The 18,717-nt window shown below is 46.8% G+C and carries 22 protein-coding genes; 12 read left to right on the top strand and 10 right to left on the bottom strand.

Annotation, left to right across the window (positions count from 1 at the left end; translation table 11 throughout):
- The first annotated feature begins 63 nt into the window (after nt 1-63).
- The 5 genes from D479_RS19825 (at nt 64) to D479_RS05970 (ending at nt 5,847) form a co-directional block, all read left to right on the top strand.
- A complete protein-coding gene (locus tag D479_RS19825) occupies nt 64-618 on the top strand; it encodes a DNA repair exonuclease (RefSeq protein ID WP_193743869.1) in 555 nt (184 codons plus the stop codon).
- Nucleotides 619-638: 20 nt separating this feature from the next.
- Entirely contained in the window at nt 639-1,310 is a 672-nt protein-coding gene (locus tag D479_RS19830) for a hypothetical protein (RefSeq protein WP_051989378.1), read from the top strand.
- On the top strand, nt 1,307-4,228 hold the full coding sequence (locus tag D479_RS05960) for an AAA family ATPase (RefSeq protein ID WP_008634756.1): 2,922 nt from the start codon (nt 1,307-1,309) through the stop codon (nt 4,226-4,228). Before D479_RS19830 ends, D479_RS05960 begins: the two co-directional genes overlap by 4 nt.
- A 92-nt stretch (nt 4,229-4,320) precedes the next feature.
- Nucleotides 4,321-5,583: an MFS transporter gene (locus D479_RS05965; RefSeq protein WP_008634757.1), complete on the top strand. Its 1,263-nt coding sequence runs from the start codon at nt 4,321-4,323 to the stop codon at nt 5,581-5,583.
- Nucleotides 5,584-5,655: 72 nt separating this feature from the next.
- Nucleotides 5,656-5,847, top strand: a complete 192-nt coding sequence (locus D479_RS05970; RefSeq protein ID WP_008634758.1) for a sporulation YhaL family protein — start codon at nt 5,656-5,658, stop codon at nt 5,845-5,847.
- A 40-nt stretch (nt 5,848-5,887) separates the two neighbouring features.
- Here the strand turns inward: D479_RS05970 and D479_RS05975 are convergent, their stop codons facing one another.
- The 3 genes from D479_RS05975 to D479_RS05985 all read right to left on the bottom strand — a co-directional run bounded on the left by D479_RS05975 (nt 5,888) and on the right by D479_RS05985 (nt 7,865).
- Entirely contained in the window at nt 5,888-6,778 is an 891-nt protein-coding gene (locus tag D479_RS05975) for a peptidylprolyl isomerase (protein WP_008634760.1), read from the bottom strand.
- Between the two features lie 233 nt (nt 6,779-7,011).
- Nucleotides 7,012-7,194: a hypothetical protein gene (locus tag D479_RS05980; protein WP_008634761.1), complete on the bottom strand. Its 183-nt coding sequence runs from the start codon at nt 7,192-7,194 to the stop codon at nt 7,012-7,014.
- A gap of 119 nt (nt 7,195-7,313) precedes the next feature.
- Nucleotides 7,314-7,865 (bottom strand): metalloprotease family protein, encoded by a 552-nt coding sequence (locus tag D479_RS05985; protein WP_008634763.1) that lies wholly within the window; start codon nt 7,863-7,865, stop codon nt 7,314-7,316.
- 228 nt (nt 7,866-8,093) lie between these two features.
- Between D479_RS05985 and D479_RS05990 the strand changes: the two genes are divergently transcribed.
- The gene (locus D479_RS05990; protein ID WP_008634765.1) at nt 8,094-8,426 is read left to right on the top strand and encodes a DUF1878 family protein; all 333 of its coding nucleotides are present in this window, start codon (nt 8,094-8,096) and stop codon (nt 8,424-8,426) included.
- A gap of 48 nt (nt 8,427-8,474) precedes the next feature.
- Here D479_RS05990 and D479_RS05995 read toward each other — a convergent pair whose 3' ends face one another.
- From D479_RS05995 to D479_RS06010, 4 genes are all read right to left on the bottom strand, one after another.
- A complete protein-coding gene (locus D479_RS05995; RefSeq protein WP_008634767.1) occupies nt 8,475-9,047 on the bottom strand; it encodes an HTH-type transcriptional regulator Hpr in 573 nt (190 codons plus the stop codon).
- A gap of 515 nt (nt 9,048-9,562) precedes the next feature.
- Nucleotides 9,563-9,970 carry a YtxH domain-containing protein gene (locus tag D479_RS06000; RefSeq protein ID WP_008634769.1) on the bottom strand — a complete coding sequence of 136 codons (408 nt, stop codon included), beginning with the start codon at nt 9,968-9,970 and terminating at the stop codon, nt 9,563-9,565.
- Between the two features lie 148 nt (nt 9,971-10,118).
- On the bottom strand, nt 10,119-10,658 hold the full coding sequence (locus D479_RS06005) for a tryptophan transporter (protein ID WP_008634771.1): 540 nt from the start codon (nt 10,656-10,658) through the stop codon (nt 10,119-10,121).
- Nucleotides 10,659-10,785: 127 nt separating this feature from the next.
- Nucleotides 10,786-11,208, bottom strand: a complete 423-nt coding sequence (locus tag D479_RS06010; RefSeq protein WP_008634773.1) for an HIT family protein — start codon at nt 11,206-11,208, stop codon at nt 10,786-10,788.
- A gap of 135 nt (nt 11,209-11,343) precedes the next feature.
- Here D479_RS06010 and D479_RS06015 point away from each other — a divergent pair, with 135 nt between their 5' ends.
- The 3 genes from D479_RS06015 (at nt 11,344) to D479_RS06025 (ending at nt 14,106) form a co-directional block, all read left to right on the top strand.
- Complete coding sequence (locus D479_RS06015; RefSeq protein ID WP_008634775.1) at nt 11,344-12,087, top strand: ABC transporter ATP-binding protein; 744 nt, start codon at nt 11,344-11,346, stop codon at nt 12,085-12,087.
- Nucleotides 12,080-13,294: an ABC transporter permease gene (locus D479_RS06020; protein WP_008634777.1), complete on the top strand. Its 1,215-nt coding sequence runs from the start codon at nt 12,080-12,082 to the stop codon at nt 13,292-13,294. The genes D479_RS06015 and D479_RS06020 overlap by 8 nt, the downstream gene beginning before the upstream one ends.
- Before the next feature lie 110 nt (nt 13,295-13,404).
- Nucleotides 13,405-14,106, top strand: a complete 702-nt coding sequence (locus D479_RS06025) for an EcsC family protein (protein WP_008634779.1) — start codon at nt 13,405-13,407, stop codon at nt 14,104-14,106.
- On the opposite strand, the gene D479_RS06030 is transcribed toward D479_RS06025, so the two are convergent.
- Both D479_RS06030 and D479_RS06035 read right to left on the bottom strand, forming a co-directional pair.
- Nucleotides 14,103-15,281, bottom strand: coding sequence for a M20 family metallopeptidase (locus D479_RS06030; RefSeq protein WP_008634788.1), 1,179 nt, complete (start codon nt 15,279-15,281; stop codon nt 14,103-14,105). The genes D479_RS06025 and D479_RS06030 overlap by 4 nt on opposite strands.
- Before the next feature lie 123 nt (nt 15,282-15,404).
- Nucleotides 15,405-15,842 (bottom strand): ferritin-like domain-containing protein, encoded by a 438-nt coding sequence (locus D479_RS06035; RefSeq protein WP_008634790.1) that lies wholly within the window; start codon nt 15,840-15,842, stop codon nt 15,405-15,407.
- A 217-nt stretch (nt 15,843-16,059) separates the two neighbouring features.
- Here D479_RS06035 and D479_RS06040 point away from each other — a divergent pair, with 217 nt between their 5' ends.
- Both D479_RS06040 and D479_RS06045 read left to right on the top strand, forming a co-directional pair.
- Complete coding sequence (locus D479_RS06040; RefSeq protein ID WP_039870922.1) at nt 16,060-16,473, top strand: disulfide oxidoreductase; 414 nt, start codon at nt 16,060-16,062, stop codon at nt 16,471-16,473.
- Nucleotides 16,470-16,967: a thioredoxin family protein gene (locus tag D479_RS06045; RefSeq protein ID WP_008634799.1), complete on the top strand. Its 498-nt coding sequence runs from the start codon at nt 16,470-16,472 to the stop codon at nt 16,965-16,967. Before D479_RS06040 ends, D479_RS06045 begins: the two co-directional genes overlap by 4 nt.
- A gap of 79 nt (nt 16,968-17,046) precedes the next feature.
- Here the strand turns inward: D479_RS06045 and D479_RS06050 are convergent, their stop codons facing one another.
- Nucleotides 17,047-17,553 (bottom strand): antibiotic biosynthesis monooxygenase, encoded by a 507-nt coding sequence (locus D479_RS06050; protein ID WP_008634803.1) that lies wholly within the window; start codon nt 17,551-17,553, stop codon nt 17,047-17,049.
- 96 nt (nt 17,554-17,649) lie between these two features.
- Here D479_RS06050 and D479_RS06055 point away from each other — a divergent pair.
- On the top strand, nt 17,650-18,717 hold a 1,068-nt coding region (locus tag D479_RS06055), incomplete at its 3' end, for a transglycosylase domain-containing protein (RefSeq protein WP_008634805.1).

The raw sequence follows: 18,717 nt of genomic DNA on the forward strand, positions 1-18,717 counted from the left end.
GTGCATTCGTTTCTTTCGTTTGGTAAAATGAAGACAAAGCTTTTGGAAAAGGGGAAAGTCTACATGCATAAACCGATCCGTTTCATCCACAGTGCGGACCTGCACCTCGACAGCCTCTTCAAGACGAAGGGACATCTCGATGATCGTATACTGGAGCAGCTGCGCGAAAGTACCTTCCATGCATTCGATAAGCTGGTCCAGGCAGCTATTGAGCATGAGGTGGATTTTGTGCTGATTACCGGTGACTTATATAATGAAGAAAACCGGAGTCTGAAAGCACAGGTTCACCTCCGGGAAGGATTCAAACGCTTGAAGAAGTTTGGAATCCCTGTGTTTTTAAGCTACGGTAACCATGACTTTACGAAGGGGATGGAAGATCCGATTGAGTTCCCTGACAATGTACATATTTTTCGATCAGAGAATGTAGAACATTTTATATATGAAAAGCAGGGGGAGCCACTCGCTCATATATATGGCTTCAGTTATGAAACAAAAGCGGTGGAAGACAGAAAAGCACTCGAATACAAGCGTACAGGGCCCCGGCATATCATATCGGAATGCTCCACGGCAGCTTGGATTCGAACAGCGATCATGATGTATATGCTCCGTTCACAATAAGTGAATTGAGGGAGCGTGACATGGACTACTGGGCGCTCGGTCATATTCATAAGCGAAGCATACTTTCCGAGGATCCGCCAATCGTGTATCCGGGAAACATCCAGGGAAGATCCATGAAGGAACAAGGGGAAAAAGGCTGCTATCTGGTGGAAAATAAAGACGGAACCTGGAGCCGCAGCTTCCTGCCGCTGCATACGGTAACGTTCGAAGCGAAGAAGGCAGCTTGTTTATCCGATCATCCACAGGCGATTGAACAGGCATTAGACGAAGCGAAGTCGCAAGTCGGTGGAGCGAAGTCTGCTGTTATGCTGGAGGTGACGCTGACAGCAGAAGGTGGAGTGCTCAAGCGATGGGCAGAGCAAGGGACAGTCGATGAGTGGGTGGAAGTCCTGAACGAAGCGGAAGATGTAAACAGGGAAGATTGGATATGGATCGATCGTGTCGTTATTAATGATCAGCCTGGCTGGGAAGAAGCGGAACTTCGACGTGGAAACCACTTTCCTGGTGAGCTCTTAAAGATATCTGATGAGATAGGGGACGCAGAACTGGAGGAATGGCTGGCTCCAGTCTTTCAACATCGGAAAATAGCTAAATATGCGGCAGAGATGTCCAGCGAAGAACGACTTTCCATCATGCAGGAAGCGAAGGCGCTGACCATTGACCGGTTATGGAAGGGAGAGAACAGCGAGTGAAAATCCTCGAGTGGAAAATTTACGGATTCGGAAAATGGAACGACCAGTCGATGGAACTCTCCACTACTCAGGTGAACCTGTTAACCGGCCCGAATGAAGCAGGTAAGTCGACGTTGTATCAATTCATCCTGTTCATGCTTTTCGGTATGAATCCAAAACAAAGGGAACGTTATCTGCCGAAATCCGGCGGAGCAATGGGGGGGCGGTTGGTGATAGAGACGGAAACAGAAGGGGTCGTATCGATCGAGCGCATCCATGATCGTCATAACGGCCGTGCCGTCTGCAGGATGGAAACAGGGGAAGAATATGGGGAAGAATGGTTAGGAGAGCTTCTCGGAGCCGCTGATCGGCATGTGTATCAATCGATATTCAGCTTCAATTCTGAAGACCTTCTTTCCCTGGAGGAAGTTACCGGAGAAAATCTTGGCGAGTTACTGCTGAATATCGGTCTCACAGGGTCCGACGAAATTTATCAAACTGAGAAATGGTTGGAGAAGATGACGGAAGACCGTTTTAAGCCGAAAGGGAGAAAGCCGATCATTAACGAGCAGCTGCAACGATTGGAAACTCTCGATCGCGAGCGAAGAGCGGCTGAAATGGAAGAGAAAGATTACCGGCGATTCCTGGAGGAAGAGAAGCGTACGCGCGAGGAGCTCGATTATCTTGACCAAGCGTGGCAGGAGAATTTGAACCGTCTATACAGAGCACAGCAGCTAATCAAAGCGAGGCCGGTGCTGCTGCAGTATCACCAAACGAAGGAAGAGGCGGAAGGCAAAGATAAGAACCTCCCCTTCCCGGTGTCCGGAAGAGAACGTTACCAGCAGTTAAGAGAATCTCTGCTTCCGTTAGAGTCGGAACAAAGAATGCTGGAAAGCAGGATAGAAGAGCTGAGAGAGGAACAGGCGGAACTCCTGGACAAGGTGGATGAAGATATGGGGGGGTTGGCCCCGTCTGTTTTAGCTGAAAAAGAGGGTTACGAGAGGCTCAGCCATGAACAGGAACAGTTGGAAGAGCGCCGACTGTCCTTGAATGAATCTGTCAACAGGGACTTGAAGAATATGGATGTTCCGGTGGGAGTGGAGGAACTCGACGAGTATACTCTGCCTTTCTATATTGAGGAAACATGGCGTGATCTACATGCAGAGTCCCAAATGGTGGAGCAGGAAGAGCGTCGTATAGAAGAACAGTGGACGGAGATGTCGCGGACTTTTGATCGTGTAGAAGTCCGAAAGGCAGAGATCGAGGAAGAACGGATCAGCAGGGATCAGCGGGACAGGTATGAAAAGCAGATAGAAGCTGCTTATGAGTCGGCTGCCGCTTCCAATCCGGACAGACAGGGACGTACGACAAAGGATCAGCTCTATAAACGGAGAACGGTTGGTGCAGGTGCAGCTGTGGGTTTTGTCCTGTTTATCGGTATTCTGATTGCATCAGGCGCTGGTAATGGATGGTTTTATCTACTCCTCCTTGGACTCGCCGCCATAAGCGGATCAGCCGCCTTTATGAGTCATAAAAGGATCCGCATCCTCGCTGTATCTGCGGCAAATAAGCTTCCTATATCCCCGCACGGTCTGGAGGAAGCGAGAAGACAGATGAAGAGAGAGGAAAAGCTTCAGGCGGAGTGGGAACATTTGCACCAACAATGGAAACGACTCAGCCAAGAGGAGATTCGACTTGAGGAAAAGCGCAGCCATTTGTCGCAGAGAAAGAATAGACTGGACGCCGGCATCGACGAACAGAAAAGTCTGTACCCATTCCTGACATCGTTGCAGCTCGCTTATTGGGAAAAACTCTATCATCTATTGACGAGAGCCCGGGATAAGAAGTTGGAGTTGAATCAAACGGTGAAGAGAATGGAAGAGAATAGAGAGCAGCTTCTTCTTTCTGAAGAGCGGCTGAAAGCTTTTCATCACCAGATGAATTGGGAATTTAACTCGAAGGATGTGCAGAGAGGATGGCAGCGGCTCTCGGACTGGATTCATGAGCAGGAAAGGATCGATGAAAGAAGGCAGCAGCTGGAACAATCCATTTTAGGAATGAAGGAAAAGGCGAAAACCTGCCTGGATCGGATGAAAGTCTATCAGGATAAAAAGTATGAGCTTTTTTCCATGGCAGGTGTTGATAAGGAAGAAGACTTCCTGTTGAAGTCGAAGGAGAAAGAGGAAGCAGAAGATCTTCACGCACGGCTTTATGAACTCGGACAAAGAGTGGAGGGAATGCTGTCGGACGAAGAGCAGCAGGAATACGCCGTATGGTCGATGGTCCCTGACGAATCGTTTCTTCATGCAACAGTGGAGAAATTTCAGGCAGAGAAAGAGCAGCTGGAAGCGAAGAAGAAAGATACCCAGAAATTGCTTGTGGAAACGACAAGCAAGCTTCAATCACTGGAACGTTCCGGTCGGCGCTCGGAAACGGCACATCGTTTTCAAACAGAGAAAGACCGCCTTCAGGAACAAGTGAAAGAGTGGGCGAAATATCAAATGGCACTTCAGTTTCTTAGAAAAACCAAGCAAGCGTACAAGGATGGCTATCTACCTCGTGTGATGGATGCGGCGGAACGTTATTTTCATAAGCTTACGAAGGGCAAGTACGGGGAGATTTTTCTTTCGGAAGGTACGGAGGTTATACAGGTAAGGGATGGGGATGGCGTCGTCTACAATCCTGAAGAACTATCCAGAGGTACGAGGGACCAGTTGTATGTTTCCTTCCGTCTTGCCTTGGCGGAAACCATGGCGGATTCGTTCCAGCTTCCGTTTCTTGTGGATGATGCGTTTGTCCATTTTGATAAGGATCGTCTTGATACGATGCTGCAGATTCTGGAAGATATTTCTTTGAGGAATCAGGTGCTGCTTTTCTCATGGAGAAGCGACTTGTCTGTGCATTTCCGCTCTGCCCATACGATCGAGTTAACATCGTAATAAAAAGGATGGTGCTCTGCTTATGCGCACGATGCCGTATGATGGAACATGTGTGGAAGTGGAGCATTTTATATGGACAGGAGAAATAAAGAATGAAGTGGAAAGACTGGGATAGAAATTTAAAGATACGTTTGTTTGGAGAAGGGACGATGAATGTACTGTTCTGGGCATTCTTCCCTTTCATGACCATCTTTTTTGAACGTTCTTTCGGAAAAGATCAAGCCGGCCTGATGTTGATCATGTCACAGGCATTTTCGGTCGTCGCCAGTCTGACCGGCGGCTATTGTGCCGATCGTTTCGGCCGAAAGAAGATGATGGTTTTCTCAGCTCTTGGAGAATGCGGGGCATTCGTGCTGTTTGCTGCTGCGAATTCCCCCTGGCTGGATTCACCTTGGTTGACCTTCACGGCTTTCAGCCTGCTCGGGGTTTTCGGAGCGTTATACTGGCCGGCTTCGCACGCAATGGTGGCGGATGTCGTGGAAGAGAAGCACCGCGCAGGTGTTTTCGCTGTGTTCTATACGTCCATTAATATCGCGGTCGTCATCGGACCGTTGATCGGGAGTTACGTTTTCTATGAGCACCGATTTGAGATGCTTTTGACAGGGATCGTCGTTACCGCAGTGCTTGCCTTTGTGCTTTGGTATTTCCTTGAAGAAACGGTGCAGGTGAAAGAGCGTCATAAAACAGAGGGGAAAGGGTTCTTTGCCGTCTTATGGGAGGAATTGGCTGCTTACAGACTCATCGCAACGGACAAGCTGTTCCTCTTGTTCATTGTGGCCGGTGTCCTCGTCGCTCAAACATTCATGCAGCTTGATTTATTGATAGCTGTGTACACAAGTGAAGTCATCGATAATCAAACCCTGCTTGCATTCGGGAATTGGGAATGGACCGTTTCCGGCGAAAGGGCCTTCGGTTTGATTTTGGCTGAAAATGGCCTGCTTGTTGCTTTGTTCACGGTCATTGTCACCAGATGGATGACTCGTTATAAAGAAAAATGGGTTTTTATCGGTTCGAGTCTCTTGTACGCATGCGGGATTGTTTTGTACGGTTTCACGCAATCCATTTGGGTATTTGTCCTCGCCATGGCACTCTTTACGTTTGCTGAATTGATGGTCGTCGGTATACAGGAGAGCTTTGTATCGAAGCTTGCCCCGGAAGATATGCGCGGTCAATATTTCTCAGCTGCATCGTTGAGGTTTACCCTCGGGCGTTTATTAGCACCATTCAGCCTCATCCTCTCCAACTACTTAGGCTTTACCATGACCTTTGTATTGTTAGGAGTCTTCGCTTTGTTGAGTGCCGGAGTATATAGTGTCATGTTTCACAGGCTGGAGAAAAAGGAAAGTGCAGCTTAATGGAGAAGCTTGTTCATAAACTACTTCTTTCCTACATAAGATAGTGACAAATGGGATAGGGAGGATATATCCATGCTATTCGGATTTCCAATTTGGGTCATCTTGTGTGTTGTTTTTATATTTTTAAGCGGCTATATGGCATTCCGTGCAATGAAAGCGGAGCAGAGTCTGGAGCAGGAACATATCGAGAGGGAAGGGCAAGTGTATTTAAAGCGGATGGAACAGGAACGGGAGCGGAAGAAGAAGGCAGTCGTTTCCAAATGAAAAGCCAGGTGAATGCTCACCTGGCTTTTTTGATGGAGTATTATTCTTCTGTCTGCTGCTCGGAATCGGCTTCTTCTTTATCGAAAAGATCTTTGAATTGGTCGATTTTCACATCAGGATTGGCATCCTCGATGATTTGATCCATTTTTTCCTGAATGGCAGCTTGATCGAGCTTGCTGCTCTTCAGTGTGCGTTCAATTTCAGCTTTTTCATCTTCGTAAGAACCTACGTCTTCCACCTCACGCGTATCTGTAAGTTTGATGATGTGGAATCCATAAGAAGTTTGGACAGGGTCACTTACTTCGCCTTTTTCCAATCCGTATGCAGCATCTTCAAACTCTTCAACCATTTGTCCCGGACCGAACCAGCCGAGTTCTCCACCGCTCTCTGCACTTGTATCTGTGGAGTATTCTTTCGCAAGCTCAGCAAAATCTCCCCCGTCGGCAAGTTTCTGCTCGACTTCCTTCGCTGTTTCTTCATCTTCTACAAGGATATGGCTCGCTTGAAGTTCCGTCTTCATGCGGTCATAATATTCCTTCACTTCTTCTTCTTTGACTTCGATGTCCTCAGTCGCTGCTTTTTCCTGCAGTAGGCTTAAACGAAGCGTTTCTTTGAATTCATCTTCATCTTTAATATTGCTCTGTTTCAGAAGGTCTTCAAATTGATCACCGGTTTGGTCTTTGATCTTCTGCAATTCTTTGTCGACTTCCTCATCGGAAACTTCGTAGTTGCTCTTCAGCACTTCTTCCAGGACAAGTTGATTCAGGACTTGCTCTCCAGCCTGGTTTTGCAGTTCCTGGTAGAACTCTTCCTTCGTCACTTCTCCATCTTTTGTTTTCACGACCGCTTCGGACTCATCGGCATCCGATGAACATGCGGACAGGGTAAGTACACTTGCTGCTAAGGCAGCACTTATGACTATTTTCTTCATAGCTTGGACACTCCTAAACCTGTAATGTAGTTTTCCTGACGTAGAGGTTTTATCTTAACAGCCTATGAGTTAATATAACATATTTTCCTTCGTCAGTTCTATATGGACCCTATAAAATGTGTGAATAATTGGTTAATCGACGTTTTTCTTATAGCAGAAGGGGGAATAAGAAGTGGATGCGATGGAAGACATAAAAAAACAGGCCGGGTTAGGAGAACCTGCCTGCCTGCTTCTTATAGTGTATTCAGTACTTCCACATATGATGAAATCAATAAGATTGTAATCAACACATTAATAGTCCGGAAGACGCGGGTTTGCTTTTCATTCGACATTTTCGTCTTTAAGCATAAGGAATGAGTGAGTGAATTAAACACGAATAGAATGACGAGCGCGTACAAGCTGAATCCAATTGCCATGTTGAAGAACCTCCTTTATTCCCTATGAAACTACTCTATCAAAATTTGGATGGAATGAACAGAAAAAACACCCCTCATGATAAAAAACAGCGCCCCTTTTAACGGGCGCTGTTTTATTGTCACGCTTTAGGCTGGTGGATAAGGATGTCGTATCCTTCCTTGGCGTTTTCGATCAGGCATTTCTTCGGTGCTTTCGCGAAATGATTCAGATAAAGGTAATCCGGGAAAGACAGGCCGATGTTCACAGATGCCAGCAGGACAAAGTAAGCGAAGTAGTGAGGGAACATATATCCCATGATCAACGCCGGAAACGTAATTAACATCGTTGGCGCAAGAGCCATAGCGATGGATGTCTGTTTCGAAAGCTTTGTCTTGCATTGGTAGGTGAAAGTCGGAACGCATCTTTTCTTGACCCGGAACTTAACGTGCAGCCTCTTATAACTAAGAATAAGTGGCAGCATGTGCATCAGCCGGTGAATCGACGGCAGAAAGAACATCAGTAATAGAAATGGCAGAAAGCCTCGATCGTTCACATCGTGGCTGCCATGAATCATGGAAAAAGGCAGATACAAAAGTAAAAACGACAGTAAACCTGTCATGAAAGACATGAGTAAAAGACGATTCAAGCCGAATTCTTTATTGATGTTGACTGATTTCCAGCAGTTCATCATAAGAATCCCTCCCTTGCTACTAAAAATGGTGTAATTGTATAATGAATATCAATAAGATATGTTTGATTGTTTGACAGCCGATTAAGCGGCACAAATGGAATAATAGTATGTTTCTACACAAAAAGCAATAGGTTTTATGTAAAAAAATGATTGTCTTTTAAACTTGCAGGGAACGGATAGGTAACCCCTGTAAATAAAGCGTTAACAAGGCGTTGTGGAGGGAAGATTGTGAATAAAGAAAATAATGGGGATTTATGTGCGTTTCATTTGCAGTTGCTGCTGGACGTGGAAGAGATGGATAGATATCCTTTTACAAGGCTGGTTATTGATCGGGAAGTGACAAAGAGGGAGTATCGGCAGACGATGCACCTGCTGGATACGTTAGAAGCTCGCTATGAACAGGAGAAGGAAATCGGATTGATGGATCATACGCCGCTGCTGCTGCACTATGCCGGGATGCTCTGTCCCAAGCTCCCTGTCGGCGAATCCTTGGAAGCTCTTTTAGAAGAAGGATTGTACGAAGAGTTGATCAGCAGACTATTACTACTACATAAACCATAAAAAACCCTTTCCCCGAATCGGTTACGAGGAAGTTTTATTGCCTGTTATTTACGAAGATTTAGACTGTTGCTTGTAACTTTCGATATCCGTAGGCTGTTTGATGTTTGTCTCCTGCTCAATATTCTCAAGAGAACGTTCTAGAATTTCCATATATTCATCTCCGTAGATCTCTTTAATCAGGGCAGATAAATCAAGGAATTCCGGTAATTTCCCATACATTTCTGTCATCGGCATCACACCACGCAGCACAGAATTATCTTCTGGATTGTATTCATTTAGTGTTGCTTCCAACAGTTCGATTCCGTCTGCAGTCAATTCCACGTACGTGTTTCTCTTATCATTTTCCCGTTTGGAAAACTGCAGAAGGCCTCGCTCTTCCATTTTCTTCGAGAAATTGAAGGCAGTGGATACATGCATGACTCCATATTTTGAAATCTCTGAGATGCTCGCACCTTTTAAATGGTAAGCAATCCATAAAATATGGTGTTCATTAATGTTCAACTGGAACGGCTTAATCCAATCTTGCCAATCCTTTTCGATGGCTTTCCAAAGCGCCTTGGACAACTGCGCCATTTTATGACTATAGAAAATCGCCTCTCGCTTGGAAACTTTATCCTTCATACATCTCACCTTCTTTTGGTTTTGTATTAGCTTATATTTTGACACGTTTGTCCTAACATAAAAAGATATAATGCGTTAGTTTACGATGATATCTTTCTCCACTATTAATGATATAAAATTTCTATGAATTATCAAGATATAATGTGCTGATATAGTATAAAAATTTCTCGAAGCCGGGTGTCCTCTCTTATGGAACACTTTCCCGAGATTGACGATTTCAAACTATAAATGTATAGGTATTTTAACATAAATTGGTTCGTTTTGGATGGAAGCTTCAAGGTTTTGGGTCAAAATACATTTTTTAAAGTATGGAGGATTTCATTTTCCATTCGTTCCATGGAATTTGAGTCGTTTCAGAATCTTTTTAAAAAAACAGACGTGAAGAACAAAAGGGGAGTATCGCTCGTGAAAAATCTGCATAGAGCTGAAATCGACCAAGCCCTATCTGATATACACTCCAAACAGACGGCTGAATAAAAAAGAATCCCGCTTCATGCAGCGGGATTCCGTGTCGTTTACTGGTGGTTAATGACTTCATGACTTGGCTGGGTTGTGTGGCCCGGCTGTTCTGCTTTGGCCTTCTCTTCCAGCTCTTTCAAGCTTTCTTCGATCTGTTCCAAGTACTTTTGAATGTTCTTCTGATGAGGCTCTACGGTACGCTTCCAGCCTTCAATGGAAGTCTTCACGTCTTCGGAAAGCTCTTTGATCAGCTCCGCGCCTTCTTTGGAAGTCTGAGCAATCTGATCCTTCAACTGGAATCCTTCTTCTTTCAAACTGAGGACGGTGTTCTTCAAACTCTCACTCCTCAGTTTCGCGTTCTCCCTGAAGTCCCGCCCGGAAGAAGGCGTATTAAGCAGGGTGTAAATGGCTGCTGCCGTACCTCCGACAAGAAAACCTAAAGCTAATGATTTACCGTTTGGCATATTCCGTCTCCTTTCGAAAATGGCTCTTATTTATATTTTCTCTTAATATGTATGATTGAAACATGAAAAACAACAAAAAATTCCTTGCTCCTCGAAGTAGTAAACCAAGGGCACTACGCCCGTAGTGCCCTTGCAGCATCCTCTGCTGTTATTTTGCTGTCACACCGGCGGCTGTCTTGGCGATGGATGTCCGTTTCATGATTTTCGTGGCAATCGGGTAGACTACCGCGATGAACAGGATGTTAAAGGCAGTTGCAGGCAACACGACGGTTGCGAACATAATACCGAAACTGGCATCCATCAACCCGATGATATAAAGAACAACGGCTAGGAAAATCGATCCGCTGATCATCGTGCCGATGCCGGCAAGTACAGGCTGTGTGACTTTATGATGAGAGATTTTCTTCGTCATCAGTACGAGAGCGAAAAATGCGAAAGCAGTAACGGGCTTATCAATGATATTGGCCAGTTGGCCGCCCGGGGCTGTGGTCGTAAGTGCGGATATGAACGCAGTCGCAAGGGAAATTAAAAGCACATATGGTACTTTTGGAAACATCAGAATCCCTAAGAACATCATGGCAAGCATCATATCCGGACGCATCCCGAAGAAAAACGGCGGTGCTACGGCGTGAAGCACGGCTCCAATTCCTACTAACAACGATAACATGACTAATACTCGAATATTCATTTACAAACCTCTCCTCAACTATGCTGGTCTCTACTGTATTTACGTCCAGGTGTGTCCTCATGACCACCTGCGATCGTATGCAGATATTATATCAAAAGCTCGTTAAAAATCAAAAAAGACGGCTGTTTTAAAGATGGCTCCCGATCTGGGCTGCGATTGTCTGCAGGTCATCGCTTGAGTAGTCGTCGGTATGCACTTCCCACTTGGCATCAAACCCATCCCCTTCGCCGTAGCGGGGAATCAGGTGGATATGTAGATGGAAAACCGACTGTCCTGCCGGAGCTTCGTTATTGTTCAGGATATTCATTCCGATCGGTTCATACTGCTTTTTGATTGCGTTCGCTATGGCTGGTACCTTCGAAAACAGGCGGGCAGCTATTTCCGGATCGGTGTGGTACACGTCTTGTGTATGGTGTTTCGGGATGACGAGGGTATGTCCTTTCGTCACTTGGCTGATGTCGAGGAAGGCGTACACGTCTTCATCTTCATATACCTTTGCCGACGGGATTTCGCCGTCAATAATTTTACAAAAAATACACGATTCTGCCATATGTCAACACTCCTTTTCTTTTGTCATTCATTGTATCACAGAAACTCTGCTGTTCTCGACGGCGAAAAGTGTATCGCGGAAGGAAATATGATAAAATTTTGGCAAACGTGATGTTCAAGAAAATGGGGGAATACAATGGAACCTTTATTACATATTGAAGATCTCCACGGAGGTTATACGCACAAAAACGTCCTGCACGGCATTTCCTTCAATGTGAATCCACAGGAAATTGTCGGTCTGATCGGACTGAACGGAGCAGGGAAGAGTACGACGATTAAACACATCATCGGCATGATGCAGGCGAAGAAAGGAAAGGTCGCCATCAACGGAACTTCTTTTGATGAAGAGCCGGAGAAATACAGGCAGCAGCTCGGTTATATACCGGAAATGCCGATCCTGTACGATGAACTGACTCTTTATGAACACCTGCATTTGACCGCGATGGCTTACAACGTTCCGGAGGATGAATTCAAGAAAAGGATGGACCCGCTCTTAAAAGAATTTCGGATGGAGAAGAAGCTGAAATGGTTCCCTGTTCATTTCTCGAAAGGGATGAGACAGAAGGTGATGATCATGTGTGCTTTCCTGATCGAACCAGAACTGTATATCGTCGATGAACCGTTCGTCGGTCTCGATCCGCTCGGAATCCAGTCCTATCTTCAGATGATGGAGGATATGCGCGACAAAGGGGCTGGAATCCTGATGTCGACCCATATCCTCGCGACGGCCGAGAAGTACTGCGATCGTTTCATCATTCTTCATGACGGGGAAATACGCGCACAAGGCACGCTGGAAGAACTGCGCCGTTCGTTTGGTAAAGCGCAGGCATCACTTGATGATATCTATGTGGAACTGACGAAGGAAGAGCAGCATGATTAATGCCAAGGAATTTTGGAAAAAACGCTTCTCCGCACATATGAAAGAAACGAACCGGTACTTGAAGTACATTTTTAACGGTCACATGGCCGTCGCGATGTTCTTCTTCGTTTCCGCTCTCGCCTATTTCTATCAGCAGTGGCTGCAGGATATCCCGGAAGGCTTTCCAACGGCTTTGATCGTAGGTGCGGCTTTCGGATATATGGTGAGCTACAGCCCGGTGCGTACGCTTCTCAAAGAGCCGGACTTAGTGTTTCTTCTTCCTGCAGAATATCAGCTCGGAGATTATTTCAGACGCTGCTTGTACTACAGCTATGTCATCCAGCTATACCTCATTTTCCTGATAGGTGCTGCGCTTGGGCCGCTGTATTTTGCCACATATCCGGAATTCGGCACCCGCCATTATTTGATGATGATCGGAGTCGCACTCATCATCAAGGTGTGGAATATGTTGTCGAACTGGTGGATGCTGAAAGAACGCAGTCCGCGGATCCGAGTCACGGACCAGCTTGTAAAAGCCGTCCTGAATGTCGTCATCTTTTACTTCCTGGCGAAAGGGGAGTGGTTGTTTGCAAGTATCGTAACCGTTCTGCTTGTGGTCGTCGTTCTTTATTCGTACAACCTTTCCAGGAAAAAAGCCGGGCTGACTTGGGATCTGCTTGTACAAAAAGACCAGCAAAGGATGCGTACGTTTTACAGAATCGCCAATATGTTTACGGATGTCCCTCATTTGAAGAACACCGTCAAGAAAAGACATGGTTTAGTGCGGGCACTGATTGGTGGACTAACCTATCGGCAAGACCAGGCTTTCGCTTATTTATACCGGATTACGTTCGTCAGAAGCAGTGATTATCTGGGCATGTATTTCCGTTTGATCGTCATAGGCGGTCTCGCTGTCTGGTTCGTTCCGAATGTCTGGTTCAAAGCGGCCTTCGCTCTCCTGTTTCTTTATTTGACCGCTTTTCAAATGATGTCGCTCTGGAACCATCACCGGACGATTGCCTGGATGGATATTTATCCATTAAAGAAGGAATGGAAAACGAAAGCGCTGCTTAGTTGGATGAAGCAGCTTATGCTGTTTCAGACATTTCTCTTCGGACTCTTATTCCTTGTCCAATGGAACCCTGTCGGTCTCGTCATCGTTTGGGGAGGCGGAGCAGTATTCAGCTATCTATTTATAAACAGTTATGTGAAACAAAAGCTGGTTTAGAAACGTACACGTTTACGGCCCGGCTTCATCCGGACATTGTCCCGGCATTCCTCCTCGGAAGACCGGCATGTCCGGATTTTTCATATAATAATCGGAATGGAGGGAGATACATGTCCTATGAATCACGTGTAAAGAGTGAAGCCGAGCGGTGGGCCCGCGCGCTTGAGAAACGACCTTCCCGGCTGCAGCGGTCATCCAAGCGGTTTCAGACGAAAGTGAATGATAAAATTCCGGACAACGTGCATAAGGTAGTCACGGAAGCCGTCAAAGGAATGATCGAAACCGCTTTGACAACATCGAAATATATAGATCGGGTCGAAGTAGATCCGGAATGGACGTTTGCAGAAAAGGAAGAGAAAGTGATGGAACTGCGCCGTAAATATAGCAGGAGTGCGGCATTAGAGGGGGCTGGAACAGGCCTCGGAGGTTTCTGGATCGGGTTGGCCGACTTCCCACTGCTCTTAAGTATAAAAATGAAGTTTTTATTTGATGCAGGTCAGGTTTATGGATGGCAAGTGGAAAGGTATGAAGAAAGGCTTTATCTTCTTCATATATTTCTGCTCGCTTTCTCAAGTGATGAGGCGAGAGCAGGGGTGAAAGAAAAGCTTTGGAAGTGGGAAGAGCTTCCGGAAGAAGCGAAGCAGATGGATTGGCAGACTCTTCAGCAGGAATATCGGGATACGATTGATTTTGTGAAGCTGTTCCAACTGCTCCCTGGAGTCGGGGCTGTAGTGGGATTCGCCGTAAATGGCAGAATGCTTCATCATTTAGGGGAGACGGCGATGCAGTGCTGCCGTCTCCGGATTCTTTAATGTTTATGGTTTTTCTGGTAGCTGAGGAATGTTTGGAACAGCGTCTTTGCAGCGTGTTTCATTGCCCGCTCATCAAAGTCGAATTTCGGATGATGATGAGGGTAATAGTGGTCCGGTAGTCTTGCTCCGGTGAAATAATAGGCGCCCGGTTTCTCCAGCAAATAATAGGAAAAGTCTTCGCCGGCCATGCTTGGAGCTATTTCTTCTGTTTCCAGCCCGGCTTCTGCTTTCGGAGCATTTTTTAGGATTAACTCGGCCTCTTCCGCATGATTGATGACAGGAGGATATCCTTTATGATATTCCAGGGTGTACGCTGCATCATAACCGGTACATGTCCCTTTCAGGATCTTCTCGATTTCTTCGATAATGGAATCCTGGACTTTTGTTTCGAACGTCCGGACGGTGCCGGTAATTTTAGCGGAGTCTGCAATGACGTTGAATGTTTGTCCTGCCTCGAACGTTCCGATAGTGACAACAGCCGTTTTAAGTGGGTCTACACGTCTGCTCACGATTTGCTGCAGGGAAGTGACGAGCTGGGAGCCGATGACAATAGCATCTTTTGTTTGATGAGGCATTGCTCCGTGTCCGCCTTTACCGTGAATGGTGATCTCAAAGCGGTCGGCACCGGCCATGAACGCGCTCTTGGACGTCTGGATCGTTCCGAATGGGGCATCGACCCATAAGTGGGTACCGAAGACAGCATCGACGCCGTCGATAGCGCCGGCTTCCACCATCGGTTTCGCCCCGCCGGGAGCATATTCTTCGGCATGTTGATGAAGAAACAGGATCGTTCCCGGAATCTCTTCTTTATACGGCAGAACGGCTTCTGCTAACCCGAGGAGCGCTGCTGTATGACCGTCATGGCCGCAGGCATGCATGACACCGTCGTTTTTCGAGCGGTAGGGGACATCGTTTTCCTCCTGAATCGGAAGTGCGTCGAAATCCGCACGCAGAGCGACGGTCTTACCTGGTTTCCCGCCTTTCAGAGTGGCGATGACGCCGTTACCTCCTATGCCCGTTTCATACGGGATGCCCAGCTTCTCGTATGTACCTGCAATGTATTTCGCTGTCTGTTCCTCTTCAAAGGAAACTTCCGGGTGCTGATGTAAGTACCTTCTCGTTTCGACCATCTTGTCGTACAAATCGTCGATCGCTTGGAAAATATTATCCCACATGTTTATCTGCCTCCTTTTCCTATGTGTAAATTTTAATACACTCCCGAGGCATTCACAAACAAATATTATTATTCTGATAATAAGAAAAGCCCCGGCACGGCCGGGGCTTTTCTGGATATGCTGTTAATCGTGAAGGCGTGAATCCTGCAGCAGGCGGCCGATTTCTTCCATGTGGCCGGTTTCATCTGCAATCATATCATCAAGCTTGACGGACAACTCTGTCAGCCCGAGTTCCTCTGCCTGCGCTTTACGTTCTTCATACCGTTGAATCGTCTGGCGTTCTGCCTCTTTCGCTTCTTCGAGCATCGGCCGGACATCCTTCAACTGTTTTACTTCTGCCGGAGTCGTCGTAGGCGTTCCGCCCAGTGTGCTGATTTTTTCTGCCAAATAGAGGGCATGGCCCTGCTCGTCGGCTACTTCACTTTCAAAGAACGGCTTTAAAACAGACCGGTACAAGCCTGTGACGACAGCGGCATTATACGTGTACATGATCGATGCCGCATACTCATGGGACAAATCCTCGTTTAAGCCTTCGATCAATGCTTTCATTTTTTCATCCATCGAGCAACATCCTTTCGTAAAACATGGTCTATAATTATCATTCCCCGTGCCTTTTCCTTTAAACATCAGCACTCATATATTGGAGGAAGACGGTGGGTATTTCCCTGGAAATAGGCGGTTGTCCGGCAGCCGGGAAATCCCTTTGTTTTCCTTTGGATCCATTGTATAATGGCAGGTGAGAGAGAGGTTAAGAAAGGATTTGGCGTATGAAAAAGACATGGAAACACGGGTTTTCCTTATATGGGCAGTGGCGCTCGTCGCTACCGCCGGGAGTTTGTTCTTTTCCGAAGTGCTCGGCTATATTCCGTGCGAGCTGTGCTGGTATCAAAGGATCCTTATGTATCCGCTCGTCCTGATTTACGGTACTTCTCTGATCAAGAAAAATATGGACATCGCCCTGCCGGGGCTCTTCATGAGTGGAATCGGTTCACTCGTATCGATCTACCATTACTGTATCCAGAAAATTCCTGCACTGTCGACGACCGACAGCTGCGGACTTGTCCCTTGTAACGGGCAATACATCAACGTATTCGGCTTCATCACGATTCCTTTTCTGGCCGGTATCGCATTCCTTATCATCTTCATCATTCATTTGACACTTGTTAGACAGAAGGGGAGAAAAGAAGCATGAAAAAGAATATGATCATTTTTGCAAGTATTCTCGCTGTATTAATTGTCGTCCTGATTGTCGTCGTGAACTATCAAAACGGCCAGAAGACGGCGGATAATCCTTATGGAAAAGACAACTTGGATCAGGCGACGATCGATCAGCTTGATGATCCGAACTATCAGAACCAGATCCAGCCGGACGATCTACAGGAAGAAATCGCGTCCGGGGAGCCGGTTACGGTCTACTTTTACAGTCCTACCTGTGTCCACTGTCAGCGGACGACCCCGGTGCTTGTTCCGATGACCGATGAACTCGGAGTTGATATGAAGAAGCTGAATTTGGATGAGTTTGAAGATCAATTCCAGGAATACGGCATTGAATCGACGCCGACGCTCGTCCATTTTGAAGACGGGGAAGAGCAGGCACGGATCGTCGGCGAGCAGTCCGTCACAGCTTTCGATGATTTCTTTCATCAGGAAGTGCTGAAGGACGCAGAAGAGGAAGGGCAGGGCTGAACGAACAGCTTCGCGGGTTTCCTCTGATATTTCAAGCAACAAAAAAAGTGAGCGGCCTCGTGCCGCTCACTTTTCTATACTACCCGTCAAGCTGTGTCATATGGTATTTGGTGATATAAGCGTCACCGTCGATGAAAGAAGGCTTCTTCGCGTGCTTCGGTCCGGACTTCTTATGGGCATCGTCAAAGGATTTGGAGTTCTTCCAATCTTCAAAATCCTGTTCGTTCCGCCACTGGGTGAAGACGACATAGGTGTTACCTTTCAAAGGACGGAGGATGCGGATGGCTTGAAAACCTTCGCGCTGTTCCACATTTCCAGCCCGTTGTTTGAAGCGGTCCTCGAATACGGGACGGCCTTCGTCGCTGACAGGGATGTTATTCATGACCACGAAGCCGTCCGCTTGAACGGTTCCGACGTGGTCGACGGTTTCATAATCCCGTCCTTCTTCAAAGATGGATGTATCCTCCCCTTCATAATAAGCGACGGTCTTATCTCCGTCCTGCATGAAAAACAGAGGGGCTTGTGGATGCTGCTCTTTCAGTTTGGATAGATAGTTTAATGTACCATGCGTCATCGAAACCTTCATAACCGATGTCTCCTTTCTTCACGTTGGTTCCAGTTTACCAACCGCCGATCCACCATGGCAAGCAGGAAGGAGAATAGCAGGAAAGGATGCAAATAGTTGAACTTCAAGAAAATAACAGAAAAACTGCCGCCGTGGAGCAAACGGTTGAAGTGGCCGGGCATTGTCCTTGGTTCCTTCTTCCTGCTTGCACTCATCGGCTATATGACGATTCTTTTCGGCGGCCGGTTTGTTGTAGAGGAAGAAGATTTGATATTGAATGAAATGACGACGGTAGAAACGCCGGATGGAGACGTCATCGAGCGGATCTATACGGAGAATCGTCAGGTCGTCCCGATCTCCCAAATTCCGGAGCACGTGCAGGAAGCTTTCATCGCAGTGGAGGACAGCCGCTTCCGGGACCATTCCGGTGTAGACTTTAAAGGCATTATGCGAGCCGTCTATAAAGATATTATCGCCATGAAGAAAGTGGAAGGAGCGAGTACGATCACCCAGCAGGTGGCGAAGAACCTGTTCCTCTCCAATGAGAAGACGTGGATGAGAAAGACGAAAGAAATGATGGCGGCTTCCTACCTGGAAAGGAATTACACGAAAGATGAGATATTGGAACTGTATTTGAACCGAATTTATTTCGGGGAAGGCGCTTATGGAATTGAGGCCGCTTCCCAGCATTACTTCCAGACATCCGTGGAAAATTTGACCGTGGCTCAAGGAGCCCTGCTCGCTGGACTTCCGAAAGCACCAAACACGTACTCTCCTTTTGATCATCCGGAAGAAGCGGAACAAAGAAGAAATGTTGTACTTTCCCGTATGTATGACGTGGGCGCCATTGACGCTGCTACGATGAAGCAGATGCAGGGATCGACACTTGCTGTTGAAAAAGACGACGAAGAGCCGGAAACGTGGTCGAACAGTTATGTGGATCTCGTCATCGATGAAGCAGCGGATCGGTACCATATTTCCCGTGATGAACTGAAAAGGGGAGGATACCGAATCATCGTAGAAATGAATCCGGAGATTCAAAAGATCGCAGCAGGGGAAATGAAGAATGGGGAATTCGTGCCCGGATCAGCGGGAGAAGTCGAAGGTGCTTTCACGTTGATGGATCACCGAACCGGTGCGTTGGTAGCCGTGGTCGGAGGACGCWTTBCCGTGTACCCTGTTGAA

The organism is Halobacillus sp. BAB-2008, from assembly GCF_000328325.1.
Classification (GTDB): Bacteria; Bacillota; Bacilli; order Bacillales; family Halobacillaceae; genus Halobacillus.